The 16617-nt window shown below is 72.1% G+C and carries 19 protein-coding genes and 2 pseudogenes; 3 read left to right on the forward strand and 18 right to left on the reverse strand.

What is annotated here, in order from left to right:
- Positions 1-493: 493 nt before the first annotated feature.
- Complete coding sequence (locus ACIPW5_RS36855) at positions 494-724, reverse strand: hypothetical protein (protein ID WP_401254918.1); 231 nt, start codon at positions 722-724, stop codon at positions 494-496.
- Positions 725-838: 114 nt separating this feature from the next.
- On the opposite strand from ACIPW5_RS36855, the gene ACIPW5_RS36860 reads away from it, so the two are divergent.
- Positions 839-1081 carry a hypothetical protein gene (locus tag ACIPW5_RS36860; RefSeq protein WP_401254921.1) on the forward strand — a complete coding sequence of 81 codons (243 nt, stop codon included), beginning with the start codon at positions 839-841 and terminating at the stop codon, positions 1079-1081.
- 12 nt (positions 1082-1093) lie between these two features.
- Here the strand turns inward: ACIPW5_RS36860 and ACIPW5_RS36865 are convergent, their stop codons facing one another.
- The 12 genes and pseudogenes from ACIPW5_RS36865 to ACIPW5_RS36920 all read right to left on the reverse strand — a co-directional run bounded on the left by ACIPW5_RS36865 (position 1094) and on the right by ACIPW5_RS36920 (position 11154).
- Positions 1094-1312 carry a hypothetical protein gene (locus tag ACIPW5_RS36865; RefSeq protein WP_401254923.1) on the reverse strand — a complete coding sequence of 73 codons (219 nt, stop codon included), beginning with the start codon at positions 1310-1312 and terminating at the stop codon, positions 1094-1096.
- Between the two features lie 16 nt (positions 1313-1328).
- A complete protein-coding gene (locus ACIPW5_RS36870) occupies positions 1329-1667 on the reverse strand; it encodes a hypothetical protein (RefSeq protein ID WP_401254926.1) in 339 nt (112 codons plus the stop codon).
- 523 nt (positions 1668-2190) lie between these two features.
- Positions 2191-2907 (reverse strand): annotated as a pseudogene (locus ACIPW5_RS36875) (IclR family transcriptional regulator C-terminal domain-containing protein); the annotation flags it as partial.
- Positions 2908-3764: 857 nt separating this feature from the next.
- A complete protein-coding gene (locus tag ACIPW5_RS36880; protein WP_401254929.1) occupies positions 3765-4307 on the reverse strand; it encodes an RNA polymerase sigma factor in 543 nt (180 codons plus the stop codon).
- A gap of 573 nt (positions 4308-4880) precedes the next feature.
- Positions 4881-5738, reverse strand: coding sequence for a hypothetical protein (locus ACIPW5_RS36885; RefSeq protein ID WP_401254932.1), 858 nt, complete (start codon positions 5736-5738; stop codon positions 4881-4883).
- Positions 5725-6078 carry a hypothetical protein gene (locus ACIPW5_RS36890; RefSeq protein ID WP_401254934.1) on the reverse strand — a complete coding sequence of 118 codons (354 nt, stop codon included), beginning with the start codon at positions 6076-6078 and terminating at the stop codon, positions 5725-5727. Before ACIPW5_RS36890 ends, ACIPW5_RS36885 begins: the two co-directional genes overlap by 14 nt.
- 73 nt (positions 6079-6151) lie before the next feature.
- Positions 6152-7162 (reverse strand): NAD(P)H-dependent glycerol-3-phosphate dehydrogenase, encoded by a 1011-nt coding sequence (locus ACIPW5_RS36895; protein ID WP_401254936.1) that lies wholly within the window; start codon positions 7160-7162, stop codon positions 6152-6154.
- The gene (locus tag ACIPW5_RS36900) at positions 7159-8064 is read right to left on the reverse strand and encodes a class I SAM-dependent methyltransferase (protein WP_401254939.1); all 906 of its coding nucleotides are present in this window, start codon (positions 8062-8064) and stop codon (positions 7159-7161) included. Before ACIPW5_RS36900 ends, ACIPW5_RS36895 begins: the two co-directional genes overlap by 4 nt.
- Positions 8061-9209 (reverse strand): YcaO-like family protein, encoded by a 1149-nt coding sequence (locus ACIPW5_RS36905; RefSeq protein ID WP_401254942.1) that lies wholly within the window; start codon positions 9207-9209, stop codon positions 8061-8063. The genes ACIPW5_RS36900 and ACIPW5_RS36905 overlap by 4 nt, the downstream gene beginning before the upstream one ends.
- Positions 9196-10449, reverse strand: coding sequence for a TfuA-like protein (locus ACIPW5_RS36910; protein WP_401254945.1), 1254 nt, complete (start codon positions 10447-10449; stop codon positions 9196-9198). Before ACIPW5_RS36910 ends, ACIPW5_RS36905 begins: the two co-directional genes overlap by 14 nt.
- Positions 10450-10757: 308 nt before the next feature.
- A pseudogene (locus ACIPW5_RS36915) lies at positions 10758-10988 on the reverse strand (hypothetical protein); the annotation flags it as partial.
- The gene (locus ACIPW5_RS36920; protein ID WP_401254948.1) at positions 10981-11154 is read right to left on the reverse strand and encodes a hypothetical protein; all 174 of its coding nucleotides are present in this window, start codon (positions 11152-11154) and stop codon (positions 10981-10983) included. The pseudogene ACIPW5_RS36915 and the gene ACIPW5_RS36920, both read right to left, overlap by 8 nt.
- 161 nt (positions 11155-11315) lie before the next feature.
- On the opposite strand from ACIPW5_RS36920, the gene ACIPW5_RS36925 reads away from it, so the two are divergent.
- On the forward strand, positions 11316-12524 hold the full coding sequence (locus tag ACIPW5_RS36925; RefSeq protein ID WP_401254951.1) for a helix-turn-helix domain-containing protein: 1209 nt from the start codon (positions 11316-11318) through the stop codon (positions 12522-12524).
- Positions 12490-12933, forward strand: coding sequence for a GNAT family N-acetyltransferase (locus tag ACIPW5_RS36930; RefSeq protein WP_401254954.1), 444 nt, complete (start codon positions 12490-12492; stop codon positions 12931-12933). Before ACIPW5_RS36925 ends, ACIPW5_RS36930 begins: the two co-directional genes overlap by 35 nt.
- A 76-nt stretch (positions 12934-13009) precedes the next feature.
- Here ACIPW5_RS36930 and ACIPW5_RS36935 read toward each other — a convergent pair whose 3' ends face one another.
- From ACIPW5_RS36935 to ACIPW5_RS36955, 5 genes are all read right to left on the reverse strand, one after another.
- On the reverse strand, positions 13010-13384 hold the full coding sequence (locus ACIPW5_RS36935) for a PIN domain-containing protein (RefSeq protein ID WP_401254957.1): 375 nt from the start codon (positions 13382-13384) through the stop codon (positions 13010-13012).
- Positions 13381-13641: a CopG family transcriptional regulator gene (locus ACIPW5_RS36940; RefSeq protein ID WP_401254960.1), complete on the reverse strand. Its 261-nt coding sequence runs from the start codon at positions 13639-13641 to the stop codon at positions 13381-13383. Before ACIPW5_RS36940 ends, ACIPW5_RS36935 begins: the two co-directional genes overlap by 4 nt.
- Positions 13642-14034: 393 nt before the next feature.
- Positions 14035-14505, reverse strand: a complete 471-nt coding sequence (locus tag ACIPW5_RS36945) for a hypothetical protein (protein WP_401254963.1) — start codon at positions 14503-14505, stop codon at positions 14035-14037.
- Positions 14502-15503 carry a NucA/NucB deoxyribonuclease domain-containing protein gene (locus ACIPW5_RS36950; protein ID WP_401254966.1) on the reverse strand — a complete coding sequence of 334 codons (1002 nt, stop codon included), beginning with the start codon at positions 15501-15503 and terminating at the stop codon, positions 14502-14504. The genes ACIPW5_RS36945 and ACIPW5_RS36950 overlap by 4 nt, the downstream gene beginning before the upstream one ends.
- A gap of 142 nt (positions 15504-15645) precedes the next feature.
- Complete coding sequence (locus tag ACIPW5_RS36955; protein WP_401254969.1) at positions 15646-15849, reverse strand: hypothetical protein; 204 nt, start codon at positions 15847-15849, stop codon at positions 15646-15648.
- Positions 15850-16617 lie beyond the last annotated feature (768 nt).

Genomic DNA, 16617 nt, shown 5'->3' on the forward strand with positions numbered 1-16617 from the left:
TGAGCGTTGCTGTCTTGCGCATGTGTGTATTCCCCGTTGCTGAAGATCCGTTCTGGTGCGGTAACGACCGTAGATCATGCCGCCGCTCGGGTGGCAACCGCCCGAGACGGCGGGGGCTAGAACAGGTCAGGGGTCCAGGTAGGGGCGGGGTGGTCTGGTGTGCCCGGATGGCGTCCCGCAGGTGGGCGCGGCCCCGAACGTCTCGGTCCGACGGCTGGGCAGCGGTGAGGAAGGTACCGTGCCCGTTGGCACAGAGCTCAAGCGGGGGCAACGGCGGATCGGGTCCGCGTGGCACACCGGGGATCGTTTCCGGTCCGGGCCGGCGAGCGGGGTGTGAGGAGTGCGGTGGCAAGCCACAACAGGGCGCCGACGGCGGTGATGAGGGGCGGAAGGCCGGCGTGGTGCGCGGCGACCAGCACGGTGGTGGTCTCCAGGGCGCCGGCGGTCGTCGCAAGGTCGCCGTGCCAAACCGTGCGGTGGAGCATGTGCTCGATCAGGCGGCGCACGCCGGTGGCGCAGGCGACCAGGGTGGGCCGCCAAGGACGCTGATCGCGAGGGCGTGCGCCCACAGAGAAACATCGGTGACGAGGACGGTGAGTGCCGCGCCACCGGTGAGGGCCAGGAGGGGCATGAGGGCGCCCGTAGTGATCCTCAGCTGATCGGGCTGCGGGGGCTGGGGCGAGGCGAGGAAGTAGAGGACGGCGAGCAGGAGCCCGGTATGCACGCCGAGGCCAGCTGTCCAGAGTGTCGACAGAGGGATGGCGAGCGAGAGGGCGCTGGTGATGGCGGCCGCCGTCAGGCCCGCTGCGCAAATGGTGCTGGTACGGGCGCCCGGCTCGTGGTGGCGGCCGACCGGGGTGCTGGAGGGGGTCGTGGTCGGCTGCTCGAACTGGCCTTCCGGATCCGCGCCCACCCGCACTGGCGGGAGCACCAGCCGACCCCCGCGGCCCGGGCCGCCCTGCACCGGGCAGCCGTCGCCTCGCCCGACGGGGGGCCGGAGGTGGTGAAGAAGGCCGTCGATGGCTGGCTCGTCGTCGTGCCGCCGGGCGGTGTGGGCCCGGGGCACGACGAGCGCGGCTGAAGAGAGCAGGGTCTATTGCGGGGCGGGGGTGTAGGCGACGGTGTCGGTGCCGCAGCCCGCGGCGATGTCGAGGAGCCGGCCCTGTTCGGCAGCGTCGACGGCCAGGTCCCAGCGGAGCTTGGTCGCGGTCCACTCCGAGACGTACCGGCACAAGGCCCCTGGGGCCGGCGGCAGCACCAGCCTCGGGCCGAGGCGTACGGCCGGGCCCGCCTGCCCGGATGCGCCGGCCACGGCGGGGCCGGAGGTCCTACTCGGGTGCTCTCGGTGTCAGCACGGAAAGCCAGTCGCTGTCGTCTGGAGAAGGGCCCGCACCGCTCGCTCCGGGACCGGGGGCGGGCTTGGTCTCCATGGACTTGCGGAGGTGAGCGACGGTGGCCTGGGCGGCCGCGCGGAGCTGGGCGTCGTCGGACTGGCAGGCGGTGGCGTCGAGGAGGACAACGGCTGCCTGGAGCACACCGACGTGCACGGGCACGGTCAGGAGCGCCGCGAGGGCTGCCGCCGCCTGTTCGGCCGGCGCGGCCGGGGAGTGGGGAATGAGCTGGGCAACGCCTCGGCCGAGGCCTCGCTCGCGGGAAGGTGTCGTCACGAGAGGAAGTCTGCGGCGCAGGCGCCCACCCGCCCAAATCCCGTGGGCCAAGCCCCAACTGCGGGTACGAAGCAGATCTTCCTACCCCGGCCGGGCCCGGCCACGGACACGCCGGACGCCCCTGCGTCGTACGTGCCCGGGCCGTGCTGGGTTGGCGGAGTCAGGTGCGGAAGACGCGCAGTTCATTTGTGGTGAGGGGGTCGAAGTCCGTTGGGGGTGCTCCTTCCCTGATGCCGGTGGGGGTGGTGTAGGTGTGCGGGACGGCCAGGTGCATGTTCTCCGGGGTGAGGGCGGGTTCGGGGTCGGCCGCGAAGAGGTACAGCCGGTCGCCTTCGGGCCGGGCGGCCAGGTGCGGGCCGGGGGCCGCGGACAGTTCGACGTCGCGGATCGCGCCGGCGGGCAGGGGGGTGCGGAAGCGGTTCCGGAGCCGGTCCAGCGCGGGGCGGCTCAGGACGTCGGGCCCGGACGCCGCCTCTGGGACCTCGTCGGCGGCCGGGCCGTCGGCGGGCAGCTGGGCCCCGGCTAGCAGCAGGGTGAGGAGCACGGGGACGGCCTTAGCGGTGAGGGCCTGCGTGGCGGCGCCGAGTCGGTGGGCGCTGCTGTAGGGCAAGGAGAGGGCCAGGCTGCCGGCCTCCGTTCCCAGAGTGACGGGAACGGCGGCGCAGACCGTGTGGGAGGAGTACTCGCGCAGGTCGTAGACGGGGTCGTTGGGGGTGACGCGCTCAAGCCGGTCCAGGAGGATGCGCGGGCTGGTGATGGTGCGCGGGGTGAGGGCTGCGGCCCGGTACCGGGCGAGGTGGTCGACGCGGGTGGCGGAGTCAAGCTGGGTAAGCAGGCATTTCCCGACGGCGCTGGCGTGCGCGGCCGCGCGGAAGTCGACCCACTCGGTGACGGCCGGCGTGATGGGCCCGTCGGCCATCTGCGTGATCCGGACCTCGCCGTCGGTGTAGCGGCTGAGGTAGACGGCAGCGCCCGCGCTGTCCCGGGCCAGCGCCAGGGTGTGCTGGAGCTGCGTCGCGAGGCCGCCTGGGGAGGCCAGGCGGGCCAGGGCAGGGCCGGGGGCGTAGCCGCCGCCGTCGCTGACCGGCTGCACGAACTCCTCCTCCATCAATAGCGCCAAGACCTGCCGCAGCTGTTGGGCGGGGATGTGCGACTCGCGGGAGATCTGCCGGCCGGACACGCCCCGGGGGTGCTGCTCCAGGACGCGGACCACGCGCTCGGCGAGCCGGGCCCGGCGGATCGCGTCGCTGTCTAGCGGGTCGGGCCGCTCCTGGGCACGGTGGGGCGCCAGCACGAGCGACCAGCCGGAGTGCGTGTCCCCGCCGGTTGCCGGCTCCGGGTCTTGGCGTTCGGGGAGTTCAGCCTGCCGCAGCAGGCGGGGCGCCCCGCCGGGTTCGACGAGCTCCTGGACGAACTCGACGAGGCCCTTCTTCGGAGCCGGGATCACGCCGAGGAGGTCGTCGTCGTACTCGCCGAGGCATGCAGTCAGCGTCGGGGGCAGGGCGCGGTTCTTGGACGGGACGCTGCCGTAGGGGCCCCAGCGCCGGAACGGAACGAACTTCTCGTGATCGAGCCAGGCCGCCCACACCTCGGCGTCCTCGTACTCCCCCTGCCGGCTGTGGTCGAGGAAGAGGCAGTAGACGGCGGTGTCGCTGCCCGCAGCCGCGGCCAGCTGCCACCAGAACCTGGCCCCCTCATGCCCGAGCAGGTGCAGCAGGCAGGCGAAGACCAGAGGGCCGTGCCAGTCGGCCGGACCGTCCTGGACGAGATCGTCCAGGGCAGAGCCGGAGTCGGGCGTGAACACCGTCCGCAGGCACACCGCGCCGAGGGCCCGCCGCGCCTCCAGGGCGTCGGCAGGATGGTCGTGGCGGGGGTCGAGCCAGTGCTCAGGGCGGAGCGGGGCCGCGGCTGTCTCGGGGCCCGGTTCGGGAAGTTCCGACACCAGTCCGCCGCCGGAGCGCCGGCCGCCCAGGAGGGCCGCCGTATCGAGGCCGAGCAGACGGGCCCGGGCTCGGGCCATGTCGGGGTGGGGGTAGCGGTCGGGGACCTGCGGCCTGGCGTAGATGTCCGCCAGGTGCTTGAAGAACTCGCGGTCCCTCATGTTCTGACCTTCCTGTCTCCGTTGGTGCTGCCGGGGTGGGCGAGTAACTGGAGGAGGCGGTTGCGGGCCAGGCGCAGCTGGGAACGGACCGTTGCATCCTCGATGCCCATGAGCTCGGCCGTGGCGGCTGTGGAGAGATCGAACCCGTAGTGCAGGATCACTGCGTCTCGTTGTCGTTCGCTCAGCCGCCGGACCGCCGTGTAGAAGTGGATGGTCCCGGCGAGGACCTCGTAGTCGTCTTTGCCATCGGCGAGGACCGCCTCAAACGCGGTCACGTCGGTGGGTTCGGGCCGCTTGGCTCTCTTGCGCCGCTCGTCGATGATCCGGCCCTTGAGGATCGCCCAGGCGTATCCGTCGAGGCTTTCGAGGCCGAGCATGTACAGCCACTTCTTCATGATCTGCTCGAAGGTGTGGGCGACGGCCTCCTCGGCGTCGGCGTCCGACCCCAGCTGGACGTAGGCGTATCGCAGGTATTCGGCGTAGCGCCGTTCGTGGAAGGCCCAGAACGTCACTTTGTTGTCGGTGGTCCAGTCGCTCATGGCCGGACGGCCCGCGGAGTCCGCGGCGTCTTCGGCCCCGCCGGAAGTCTCCGGCCCGCCGTGAGTCACCGCCTGGCCCGGTGGTGATCGTCTGGCTCGGCGCCAGCGCGACGGGCGGCTCCCGCCATGGTGGTGATCCCGATCCGCACGCCGGCGGCAAGCAGCCGCCGGCAGCAGCGCACCGCGTCCGGTCCGAAGACGCGGATGGCCAGCGTGACCTCCAAGACCGCCAACCACGGAGCAGCGTCTCGCTGCACGTGCCCCTCCCAAGGGATGTCGTCCAAGGGCGCCGCACCCCGCCGTCCGCGGCGCCGGAGGCGTTCTCGCCTCCACCCCTATACCGGTTGGGACCCCTCCGAATGTGCAGGCCAAAAGCGATCACTTCCGAAGCCCCACCCGAAACTTCCCGCGCTTTGGCGATCCTCCGCCCCGTAGCGGTCTGGTCGGCCCGCTGAGCAGCAGGTACTGAGACCGACGACCGCGAGCCTGAGTCGCATCCCGGCTTCGCGGGGACTGCTTCCGGCAGGTCATGGCGTGCGGCGTGCCCGCTACGGGGCAGAGGGATGGCCACGGTCAGGGGGCGAAGGCGATGTAGGTGCCGGTCGTCAGGCCGGAGAAGGTGATCAGCTGCCGGGGCTTGAGGCAGCTGAACGCGGCGTGCATCGCGATGCCGGCGACGACGGCGTACGGCATCGTCTGCGGGATGAGGAGCGCGATGGGCAGCGCGAGCTCCGCCGTGATGACGGCGGCGGCAGTCAGCCGCCACAGCCGGATGTCGCGGTCGGTGAGGTTGCCCAGGTGGCGGCGGACGAGGGCGGGGACGGCGTACTGGCCGCGGCGGTGCGGGAGACGTTCGCGGACCTGGGTGTAGGTGTGGACCCACTGGGCGAGGTAGAGGCCGCTGCGGAACTGGTCGCTGCGGATCTTCTGCCAGGCGCTGTTCCAGTAGATGTCCGTGGTGATCAGCACAAGGAGGCACAGGGCCCACGTGTTCGCCGCGCTCGGGCCGTGCTCGATGCTCAGCCCATGGCCGAGGTCGCCAGCGAGCAGGAGGGCGGTGCCGGTCAGCAGCGTGTAGCGCACCGCGTTGGGGCTTTTGAGGTACAGCAGTTCCATGGCGGCGCCGGCCAGGACCACCAGCAGCGCGAGGCGGGGGACGAGCCCGAGCGCCAGGGCGAGTGCGGCGACCGTACGGATGAGCAGCGAGGGCCGGTACACGCTGGCGAGGAGCCGGGCCCGGCGGGGGCCGTAGCGCTGTTCGGCGATGTGGAGGCTGAGGGATGCGGGGGCGAGGCGGTCCCATCCGCCCTGGCCCAGGGCGAGCGTGAACCGGGCGGTGAGCACAGCGGCGAAGACGATCCGGAACAGCTGGAGCCGGCCCGGGTCGGTGGGGCGGGTGAAGCCGGAGGCGATCGCGTCAAAGAACCACACGGCTGGCCACCACCTTCATGAGCTGTTCGCCGCGGGCCGTGAGGACGCGGCCGGTGCCGTCGATCCGGTCGTACCGGCCGCTCGCGGTGATGTGGTCGAGGATCGCCTGGAGCTGGGGCGGGCCGAGGATGAAGGAACCGGGCGAGAGGTGGTCGTAGACGTTGACCTGCTCGGCGTGGCCGTCCTTGGTGCCAGTGAGCGTGACAATGGTGAAGGTGGCGCGGCAGAACATCTTCCACCGCATCCAGCGGCCGGGCAGGGGCGTGAAGCCGGTGATCATCCACGCCACGAGGGCGACGGTGAGCACGATCTGGGCAGCGGACAGCACGGATTCGCGCATGGGTTAGAGACCTCCGTGTCGGGAGGGTGAAGGCGACGGCGGCAGGCCCCGTGGGCCGGGGGTGCCGCGGGGGTCAGCGCTCGGGCTTGGGGGGCCGCTGCATCAGCGCGGACGCGGCCTGGTCGAGCGTGACCTTCTCGTGCAGCAGGTCGGAGATGATCTCGGTGATCGGCATCTCGACGTCGTGGGCGCCGGCCAGGGCGAGGATCGCCTCGGCGCTCTTGACGCCCTCGGTGGTCTGGCGGGTGGCCGCAGTCGCCTCGGCCACGGTCAGACCGTGACCGAGGTGGGTGCCGAAGGTGCGGTTGCGCGACAGTGGGGAGGAGCAGGTCGCCACCAGGTCGCCCAGGCCGGCGAGCCCGGCGAGGGTGGCCGGGTGGGCGCCCATCGCGGTGGCCAGCCGGGTGGTCTCCGCCAGGCCACGGGTGATGAGCATGGCTTGGGAGTTGTGTCCCATGCCCATGCCGGAGGCGATGCCGACCGCGAGGGCGATGACGTTCTTCACCGCGCCGCCGAGCTCGCAGCCGGTGACGTCGGTGGAGGTGTAGGGCCGGAAGTACGGGGTGTGGCACGCGTGCTGGACGCGGTGGGCTGCGTCCTCGTCAGGGCAGGCGATAGTGGCGGCGGCGGGCTGGCCGGCCATGATCTCGCCCGCGAGGTTCGGGCCAGACAGCACCGCGACCCGCTCGACGCCGATGCCGGTCACCTCGGTGATGACCTGACTCGCCCGCAGCCCGGAGCCGGTCTCGATGCCCTTCATCAGCGACACGATCACGGTGTCGGGGCCGATGTGCGGGGCCCAGGCCGCGAGGCTGGTGCGCAGGGACTGCGCGGGGATGGACAGCACGAGGAAGTCCGCGCCGTCCAGCGCGGCGGCCGGATCGGTCGTCGCGGTCACCGTGTGGGGCAGCTCGACGTCCGGGAAGTAGCCGGGGTTGCGGTGCGTGGTGTTGATCGCGTCGGCGATCTCGGCGCGGCGGGCGTGCATGATCACGCTGGTGCCCGCGTCCGCCATGATCTTGCCCACGGCGGTGCCCCAGGAACCAGCCGAGAACACCGCCGTACGGGCGTGGTGCTGGTTCACTGCGAGGTCTCCTTGCCGGACGCGGGCCCGTCGCCGGGGTGGCGGTCGGGCGCGGTCATCCTATCGGCCGTCCCGTCTTGGGCCGGGTCTGCCGCCAGGTGCCGCAGCGTCAGGAGGACGGCCCGTCTTCCGCGGATCTTGGGAAGCATCCGGTGTGCTTCGCAGAGCATGTTCTCGGCCGGAGCCTGGCCCAGCTCGCGCCGCAGCTGGCCGGCGTGGGCGATCCACAGCTGGTAGAGCCGCTCCCACATCACGGGCTCGCCGGGCCGCTCGTCCAAGTGCTCCTGCGTCAGGCCGGCAGCGGTGACCTGCTCGTGCCACGCCGGTTCCGCACCGCGCCGCAGCGCGCGGGTGACGACGAGCCGGCCGCCGGGGGCCAGAACGCGGCCGAGCTCACGCAAAGCCGCCCCGCGGTCGGCGGCGCCGCCGAGGGCGTCCACGCACACGATGCCGTGGGCGGCTCCGTCGGGCAGGCCGGTGTGCTCCAGCTCCCCCACGTGGAAAACGGCGCGGCCTGCGGCGGGGCCGAGGAAGTGCGCGCGGCGGGCGGCGGCCTGGACGACGGCGACTGGGGACAGGTCGAACCCGGCTACGCGGACGGCGAGGGCGCGGGCCAGCCACAGGCCGATGCCGCCGGTGCCGCATCCTGCGTCCACGAGGAGCTGTCCAGGACGCAGCCGCAGGCGCGCGGTCAGCAGCCCGAGCAGGGGCCAGTCGCAGGAGCTGGAGGCGGCGACCTCCACCGGGTAGTCCTCGCCCATCGCCTCGGCGTACAGGCTGGCGACCAGGTTGGTGCGGGCGCGGGCGGCGTGGAAGACGTCGTACTGCGCCGAACGCCCCTGCGCGGGTGCTCGCGGCGCCGGGCTCTGGCTCGGGGTCGGGCTGGTGGGTGTGGGGTTCATCGGGGCACTGACCTTCTGATCCGGGAGCGGGTGCCGGGGCAGACGACCTGCACAGCGTGGACGGGACAGTCGGGGGCGGACAGGTCCAGGGCGACCGGCTCGTGGGCGGTGACGTGCTGGACGCGGCGGGCGATGTCCTGGGCCTGGCCGGCGAAGCCGCCAGCGGCCGGGGTGAAGCACGCCGTCGCCTGCGGCCACGGCGCGAGCCCTGCGGCCTGGGCGGGGCGGAAGGGCGAGGTGTCGAAGCTGCCGAGGTCGGCGGGGAGGTCGTCGCGGGTTCCGGCGATGGCGGTGAGCCGGGACTGCGCGGCCTCGGTGACCGCCCGTGTGAGCGCGATGTCCGGGCTGCTGTGGCAGCCGCCGCCGGCGAAGACGACGGGGTAGTCCTCGGACCACAGGTACGCGACGCACACCGGGAGCCCGTACGGGCCGTCCACCAGGGCGATCTCCAGCGCCATGCCCGCGGCCGCGAGGCGGGCGATCACCTCCCGGCCGAACGGGTCGGCGACCGAATCGGGGTCGATGAGCGTGCGCCGCCGGCCACCGGCCTGCGCGTCCCGGTACAGCACGTCACGCTCGACGACCTCGAACAGGGCGTGCACCGCCGCCTCGTCGCGGGTGTTGCCGCAGGCGAGGCCGGTGCTGGTCGCCCGCCACACGTCCGGGGTCCACGGGGGGCGCTGGCCGCGGCGGCGGACCAGGTCGACCGGCAGCAGCGTCTTCGCCCCGCTCACCAGGCCGGCGCCGGGCGTCCACTGGCACTCCACCCGGGCGAGGGCGTCCTCGGGGTACGGGGCGGTGGTCGGCAGCGCGGTCACGGGGCAGTCGGGGGCGACCTCGGCGGCCGGGCCCACCGCGGCAACGGACAGCGGCTGCTCGACGTGCCACAGCTCGATCGCCTCCATCACCGCCGACAGCTTCGCCAACAGCGCGGTTGCGCCCTTGCCCTGCGAGGTGGACAAGGTCTTCGACGCGGGCCGGATCGCCGTCCACACCGGCAGCCCGATCACGTCCAGGCCCGTCAGGTCCGCGACGCGGGAGATGCCGAATTCATCCAGGCGGCCAGCCACCGCCTCCCACGTCTCCTGCGGCGTCCGGGCCCGTACGGTGCCCAGCAGCGCCACCAGCTCGTCAACGCCCACCACGGACCGTCTCCGTCCTCTTGGTCTCTTCCCGGAAACCGGGCACGAACCGCTTGGCCGCCTCCACCGCGCTCGCCGCCCCCACCAGCCCCCGTGCGGACGCCTCCGCGTCGAACTCCCCCTCGTCGCACCGCCACACCCCCAGGAGAAAGTCGCGCGCCACCCCATCGCGGACCGCCGCCGTCGAGAACCCGGGCCGACTGCGGCGAGCCCAGGCGAGGGCCTCGGCGTACCGGGCGACCGCGCGCCGGTCGTCGGCACTCTCGCCGCCCAGCAGCAGCGCCATGGTCTGCTCGTCGCGCAGATCGACCGCCGGGCGGAACACACGGTCGGCGGGCAGGTCCCCGCCGCCCGCCCGGGCCAGGCGCTCGGCGAGCGGCAGCCCGGGCCCGCCGTCGGCAGGATGCAGGGAGAGGTGTTCGAGGTAGGCCGACCACCGCTCGCCGAACGCGGGGTCGAAAACCTGCTGGTACACCAGGCGGTCCTCGGTGGACAGCACCATCCCGTCCACGCACCCGCGCGCGGCGGCGTTGGACCAGCGGCGGAAGTAAGCCGTCTCCCACCTCGGCACGCCAGCAGCCTTGTCCGTCGTCTCCGTGGGGCCGTCGAGCGCGGTCCGTACGGCGGTGAGCGCGTCGGCGCGCTTGAGGTCACCGAAGTGCCGGTCCTGCTCGCGCCGCTCGGTCAGCCAGCCGGCGAACGCCGTCTCGCCCTGGCGGCGGCACACGGCCCGTACGGCGGCCCACGTGCGCTGCGGGTAGTACACCGCGCGCAGCGCCTGAAGGAGCCCGGCGGCCCGATCGTCGTCGAGCAGGCCGGCCGGGACGGCCAGGTCCAGCACGTGCCGGAGGTTGACCAGCGGCCAGGTCAGCGCGTCCCACGCGCCGTCCGGGGCCTGCCCGACCGCCACCTCGTCGTCGCCGTCGATGTCCCCGCGGACGTAGGCGGTGTAGATGTGGCCGACGCCGAGCATCCCGTACGGCGCCAGTTCGGCCGCCCGCAGCGCGCCGATACTCGCCGCCCCGACCACCCCGACGCCCCGGCCCATCGCGGCGAGGATCTCCTTGTGCCGCAGCGCAGGCGCCTGGTGATACACGCCGTCGATGAGGACGACCGTGTCACCGCCGCTGATCGCAGTGTTGAACAGGTCGCCGTGCCGCGCCGGCGGCCAGACCCGCACACCCGGCGCGGCGAGCTGCGGCTCGGACCTCGCCAGCGTCGGCCCGACGAACACGTGAATCACTACCGGCCTCCAGGGTGAAGCGAGAGGGGCGCCCCTTCCCCGGCCCGCGAGCTGGGGAAAGGGCGCCCATGCCAGGGCGAGGACGGGGGCGAGGACTACTCCTCGTCCTCCACGTCGACGGCGACCACGACGGGCCCGGTGACCTCATCGGTCTCCTGGGCCGGCGCCTGGGCGCTGATGGCGGCGAGGGTGGACTTGGACTGCGCCATGGGATAGCTCCTTCTCTGCGGAAACGGCGGTGCGGGACGGCTGCCCGCCTCCGGTGGTGCTCCGGGCCCGGGGGTTCTCACCCCGGGCCTGGCCTGCCCGCCCCTGGCCGGGGCGGGAAGCTGATGGGCGGGTCGGACGTTGCCGACGGCGGTGGTGAACTCCCTGCCGGACGCGTTCCTGATATACGCGAGCTCCATCCAGCGCTCGATGCCGGTATCCGAGACGTTCTCGTTGATCACGGCCATCAGCTCGCCCTCGACACCGGACGCGATATCGCGGACCCGCTTCCGAAGGAGGAGGTGAGGCTGGTACTCGTAACGCTCACTCACCGGAGGCCTCCCCCGTGGTCCTGAGGAAGCGCTCCCAGCCGACCCGGGCCCGGTCGAGGAGATCCAGGCTCGGCTCGGGCACAGGCGCCAGCCGCTGATACGGATCGTCGGAGGTGTCGATGCCGAGGACATCTCGGGTGCAGTGGCGAATGATGCGGCCGGTCACAGGTCACTCCCTACCGTCGTCAGCGGGTCGGCAACTCGGATCCGCTCGAGCCGAGTTGCCCGTGGAAGTAGTCTGGATCTCACGGACCGTGAGCAACATCGTTTGCATGTCCGCACCTGTCCGCAGCGGTGCGGACAGGTCCGGATCCTCGGAGGGGACCCGTGCCAGAAGCCTTTGGTGAAGCTCTACGACGCCTCCGAGGAAGCCGCTCGGTGCGGGACGTCGCGCAGCTGGCCGCGTGTGGAAAGACGTACGTCAGCGACCTGGAGACCGGCAGGAGACAGCCGACGGCAGCGATTGCCGCCGCCCTGGACCACGCACTTGGCGCCGGGGGCGAGCTGATCGCCCTGGCGGACGTCCGCCCCGGCGCCTCCCCGCTGGACCAAGCGGACGCGCTTCAGCAAGGCCTCCATCAGGCGCTCGCCGCTGGTCCGCTGACCGATGCATCGCTGGACGAGTGGGAGTACACCGTCAGCCGGCACGGCAGGGCGACACGGTACAGACCGGAGGGCGAGTTACTGCCGGAGCTGCTCGCGGACTTCACGGACCTGCGGCTCGTGCTGACACACCGGCAGTCGACGGCGGCCCGGAAGCGGCTGACCATCGCCGTGGCGCAGATGTCGGGGCTGATGGCCCTGACCCTGCTCAAGCTGGGGAACCAGCGCTCGCGGGCCTGGTGGCGTACCGGCAGGGCGGCGGCCGCAGCAGCTGAGGACCGGTCGACACTCTCGTGGATGTACGCCCAAGAGGCATACCAGCTGTACTACAACGGCGACCTGGAGGGAGCCGTCGAACTGGCGGCACGGGCCCAGCATCTGGCCGGAGGCCTGCCCTGCGTGGGACCCGCTCTCGCCGCTCCCCTAGAAGCCCGCGCACTGGCCCTCCTCCAACAACGCGACGGTGCCGAGGAGGCCCTCGGTCGCGCCGAGGCGGCCCTCGAACGGCTTCCGGCAGCGGAACGCATCGGGTCCGCCTTCGGGTACTCGGAGTCGCAGCTGCGCTTCCACGCGGGCAACGCCTGGACCCACCTCGCGGAAATCGACCGGGCCGCGGAGCAGCAGGCGCGCGCCCTTGAGCTCTACCCACAGTGCGATCACACCGATCGAGCACTGATCGCCCTCGACCAGGCCATATGTGCCGCCGTTGCCGGTGATGCGGCCGCCGCTGCGGCCCACGCGACGACCACGATCGTAGGCCTGCCGGAAGAGCACCGCTCCGCACTGATCATCTACCGGGCGCGCGAGGTGGCGGCTAGGGTGCCCGAGGCACGGACCGTGCCAGAGGTGCGGGTGCTGCGCGAGGTGCTGGCGCTGCCCCCAGGCGAGAGGGAAAGCGGTGCGGATCGAGCAGGCCACCGAGCAGGACATTGACGTCATCTCCGTGATCCTCGGCGAGATCGAGGCCTACTACGGGGGCAAGCCGGTACCAGGGAGCCCCGACCAGATTCGGTCTGCCCTGTTCGGGAGCCGGCCCGCCGCGACCGTCCTGCTCGCCCGTGACGACGACGAGATCCTCGGGCTCGCCAGCTACTCGTTCCTGTGGCCGGCCGCCGGCGCGGACACCAGCCTGTACCTGAAGGAGCTGTACGTCCGCGAGTCGGCCCGCCGCCAGGGCGTGGCGGCCGCCCTGATGCGGGAACTGCGGGCAGCTGCCGACAAGGCAGGATGCTCGCGGGTCGAGTGGACGGCGGACCGTGACAACGAGGCCGCGCTCGCGTTCTACGAGGCGCTGGGCGCGACCCGACACGACGGGAAGGTCTTCTACCGGGCGGCAGGCTAGCCCGTGGCCCGCGCGACGGCGAGGAGGATCCTGCGGGCCTACCGCCACGCGCAGGTTTCGCCTGAGGTGGAAGGTGCTAGCTCGGATTGAGCGGGTAGATCCCGGTTCCCTCATAAGCCTCAGGGGCCAGCGAGAGCACAGTGACCGGATCCCCCGACTTCGCCGCCTGCCAGGCGATGGCCGCCGGATGTGTGACCGCCCAGTCGGTGGCGGGCCAGGAGCTGGCGTCCAGGGCGTGGGCCGCGGTGAAGGGGACCGTCGCGGCGAACCGTAGGCGCGCGGCGTGGGAGCCGGCGCCGGGTGCCGTCCGCTCTGCGGCCAGGACGGACAGGGCCGGGATCAGGACCCGGCCGGTGCCCCGGGACGACTCGATGTACAGGCCGGTGAAGAACGGGTCGGCCCGGTAGAGAGCGACGAGCGCTGTGTGATCGAAATCAGCCGTCAGGTTCACGCGGCGGCGCCGCCCTGATGTGCGCGGATCCTGTCCCAGGCCGACTGCCCGGCCTGCTGGACCTGCTCGGTGTACTCCAGCCCCAGCTCCGCCGCAGCCTCCAGCACCCGCTGCTCCTGCTCGGCCCGGGTCAGCCGGCTGTGGGCCAGCTCCTCGAGGAGCTCGGTGATGGTCGTGCCGCGCTCCTGCGCGAGGAGGCGCAGCCGGTCCCGGGTCGCCTCGCTCGTCTTGATGCTCGTGGGCTTGCTGTCACTCATACAGATATTCTGCCGACAGTAGAAACCCGCTGCCATGGCATCTAGCTGAGCCCGGAGTCCGATGCCAGGTCGCCCTGTTGCCTCTCAGGGAACCTTCCGACGGTCGGCCGGCGGTACGCGCTCGCCGGTTCAGGCCTCCACAGGGTCGTGACCCTCCTCGAAGACGCCACCGGGAAGCGGCTGGCCACGGCCACCACCGCCCGCCTCGCTCTCGCCGAACTCGGAGTCCCCGTGTGCTGGACGTGGAACCGCCGCGGGGCCGTCCCCGCGACTACGCCCGGGGCCGCGAGGTACGCCAGGTCGGTGCCTGGCCGGATTCGGCCAGGCACCTACGGAGGGTGGCGTGCTGGCGATGTCGGCGGACTGGACCTCGGCCGCCTCGACCTGGCCGATCTAGGGAATGGGCCAGGTCTCGAGAAAATAGTGCTCGCCGCTGTCTTCCCCAGGGCCTGTGGTATCGATGGCTTGTCCTTGATCACGTCCGCGGGCACTGATGCGGAGGTGGTAGAGGCCGGGGCCGTGTGCGGCAAGGTCGGGGAGATCCTCGATGGCGCCGTCTTCCCAGGAGTGGACGAGCAACGATCCGGTGGTGGATTCGAGGGTGCCTTCAGAGCTGGTCCCCCAGGCGCCCGCCGGCAGTGTGTCTGGACGCTGGGGAAGGCACTGCGCCGAGACCGTCACGTACCCGGTGTTCAGCCCGGTACGGACACAGGCGCCGTCGCGTCCCGTGGCGAGGATCCCGTCGGTGGCCTGTTCGGGCGTGGGAAGACCATCGGTGCCCAGCTCGGGGTCGGCGAGGTAGAACTGCGCGTAGTGGACCCAGACGCGGGCTTGAGCAGGTGCGGAAGGGGTGCTGTCGTTCATGAGACGGCTACCCAGAAGGCGTCCCCGTCGATGATTCGGTGGTTTTTGTAGGCTCTGAGGAGGTAGTTGGAGCCCCCGGCGGTGGAGTTGTGGTCGGCGTTGATCATCCGCCGACTGTAGATCCCGCTGGCGCCGCCTTCCTTGGTGGAGGCGAACGGATACTCGTCGCAGCTCTGGCCCGCCGGCCGCTCCAGAGACTTCGGACAGGCGGCACCCCGGTTCGCGGCGATCACGCTCTTGTCCATGGTCCGGTGCAGCGGCTTCCCATCACCTTGCCGGCCAGGATGCCCGGCCAACTGCCCCTGGGCCTCGAGCACGTGCTCCGCGGCCTCCCGCACCAACGGGTCCGTACGCGCGAGGGAGAACACGGGGACCGCGGCCGGGTGGACACAGCCTCCCTTGGCTGTCGTGATGCCCTTCACGGAGTCGCAGCGGACCGTGCCCAGCTGAGGCAAAGTACCGGTGGTCGGCGGGCCCCCACTCGGCGTGAGCGCGATGAACGGCTGCTCCTTGTGGGTGAGCGTTTCACTGCCGGGCGAGCTGAGGGTGAACTCGAAGACAGCGTCCTGGCCCACCGTCAGGGTCCGTGCGGCCGGCGCCTTGTCGACCCTGCACGCCTTCGCGCCGCTCCCACACCCCATCGTCACCTTCACGAATGCCGAGCGGGCCGCGCCGTCCGCGAAGGTCGGACGCAGGGTGACCCGATGCATCCAGGTCCTCGAGTCCCGGGCTGCCAGGACCGTGCGCTGGGTGACCCGCACCTTCATCGACCCGATGCGCCCGCCCTTGGAGTTGGTCACCACCAGCTCACCCGGGGCGATCGAGCAGCCTTCATGCCGGTCGTAGGAGAGCTTTCCCTCGACGCAGACCGCACCCAGCACCGTAGAGGGCGCAGCCTGCGGGGCAGCGAAGTTCAGCGATGACACGCCCCGGCCAGCAGGCACCGCCTGCGCCCCCGAGAGCACGGGAGCCGACACAAGCACGGCCCAGACCAGCACTCCTACCGTTGCGACCCGCCGGGCCCGCGTTCCCATCCGCACTTCGTCACCATCCGCAGAAGACCGTCCGCCCGCGCGAGAGCTGCGCCGGCTTTGGCCAGGCTCGTACGTTCAAGGGGGATCAAAGACGCCCGGAGCCCACTTAGGGCTGGATCCCGCCGAGCCCCGAAACACCTGCGATGGTCGACACAGGTGTACCGAACTCCAGCGGCTGCTCGACCAGGGCGCCCCCCAGGAGAAGCATCCTGACGATCTCCTTGTCGTACGCGTCGGCCTGGGCCGCGGGAGCCGACAGCGCGACAGCCGCCGCAGCAAGCGCCACCGGCGCCAGAAGTCTCTTGATCATGCAAGGCCAACGACCCGCACGGACCCTGGTCACTCATAACCGCAAAGAACGGCCTTCAAGAGGAGGTGGCGCCGGTGCGGCCGCGCTCGGCGCCCGCATCCGGCCGCCCGTGCACCTGCAGATCCCGGCGACCGCGCCGAGGGCTCGATGCCTCCCGTCACGGCCCAGTAGCCGTTACGGGGCGGGACAGCCGCCGCGCCCGGCGAGGCCGAGGCAGTCCGCGAGCAGGGGCGAACAGCTGCTCCTACGCGCCCGGGGCACCGAACTCGTCAACGAGCAGGTACGGCGGCTGCAGCTCGGCAGGCTTCACCCGGTGCTCGGCGACGCCGCAAGGCAGGCACCGTCCCCGCTGGCCGACGAGCGAGCGGCGGATCGGCGAACCGGACCGACGGCCGTGCGCTCGACGAACGGGTTGTGCGCCTTGCTCCGGCCGGTCGGGGTCTGCCCGGCGAGCTCCTCGTCGGCGAGGCGCTGCAGCAGGGTGCGCCAGGCGGGGCGACGTCCTTCTCGTCGGCGCCCGGCGAGGTGATCGCCTCGACCGCGGCGGTAGCTGTCCGGTGGCGGCCGACGCTCCACCGGCGCGGCGGGTCCGGTCGTCTGCAGGACCGGGTCGCTGGCCGTCGCTGCGGGTCCGACCTTCACGGGCGCGGTCGGCCGGGCGCGGACGTTCGCCCTCGGCGCCGTCTGGTCGGCCGCCGTGATTAGCTTCGGTACTCGCTCAGGGTTCTGCAGATCTGCCCCTCGACGGCGGCCTGGTGCGCAGGGTCC

Source organism: Streptomyces sp. NPDC090077 (assembly GCF_044747545.1).
Classification (GTDB): Bacteria; Actinomycetota; Actinomycetes; order Streptomycetales; family Streptomycetaceae; genus Streptomyces.

Excerpts from the sequence above, each read along its gene's own strand:
- ACIPW5_RS36880 (WP_401254929.1), bottom strand. The coding sequence starts at position 4,307 with ATGAGCGACTGGACCACCGACAACAAAGTGACGTTCTGGGCCTTCCAC.
- ACIPW5_RS36890 (WP_401254934.1), bottom strand. The coding sequence starts at position 6,078 with ATGCGCGAATCCGTGCTGTCCGCTGCCCAGATCGTGCTCACCGTCGCC.
- ACIPW5_RS36900 (WP_401254939.1), bottom strand. The coding sequence starts at position 8,064 with ATGAACCCCACACCCACCAGCCCGACCCCGAGCCAGAGCCCGGCGCCG.
- ACIPW5_RS36940 (WP_401254960.1), bottom strand. The coding sequence starts at position 13,641 with ATGAGTGACAGCAAGCCCACGAGCATCAAGACGAGCGAGGCGACCCGG.
- ACIPW5_RS36945 (WP_401254963.1), bottom strand. The coding sequence starts at position 14,505 with ATGAACGACAGCACCCCTTCCGCACCTGCTCAAGCCCGCGTCTGGGTC.
- ACIPW5_RS36955 (WP_401254969.1), bottom strand. The coding sequence starts at position 15,849 with ATGATCAAGAGACTTCTGGCGCCGGTGGCGCTTGCTGCGGCGGCTGTC.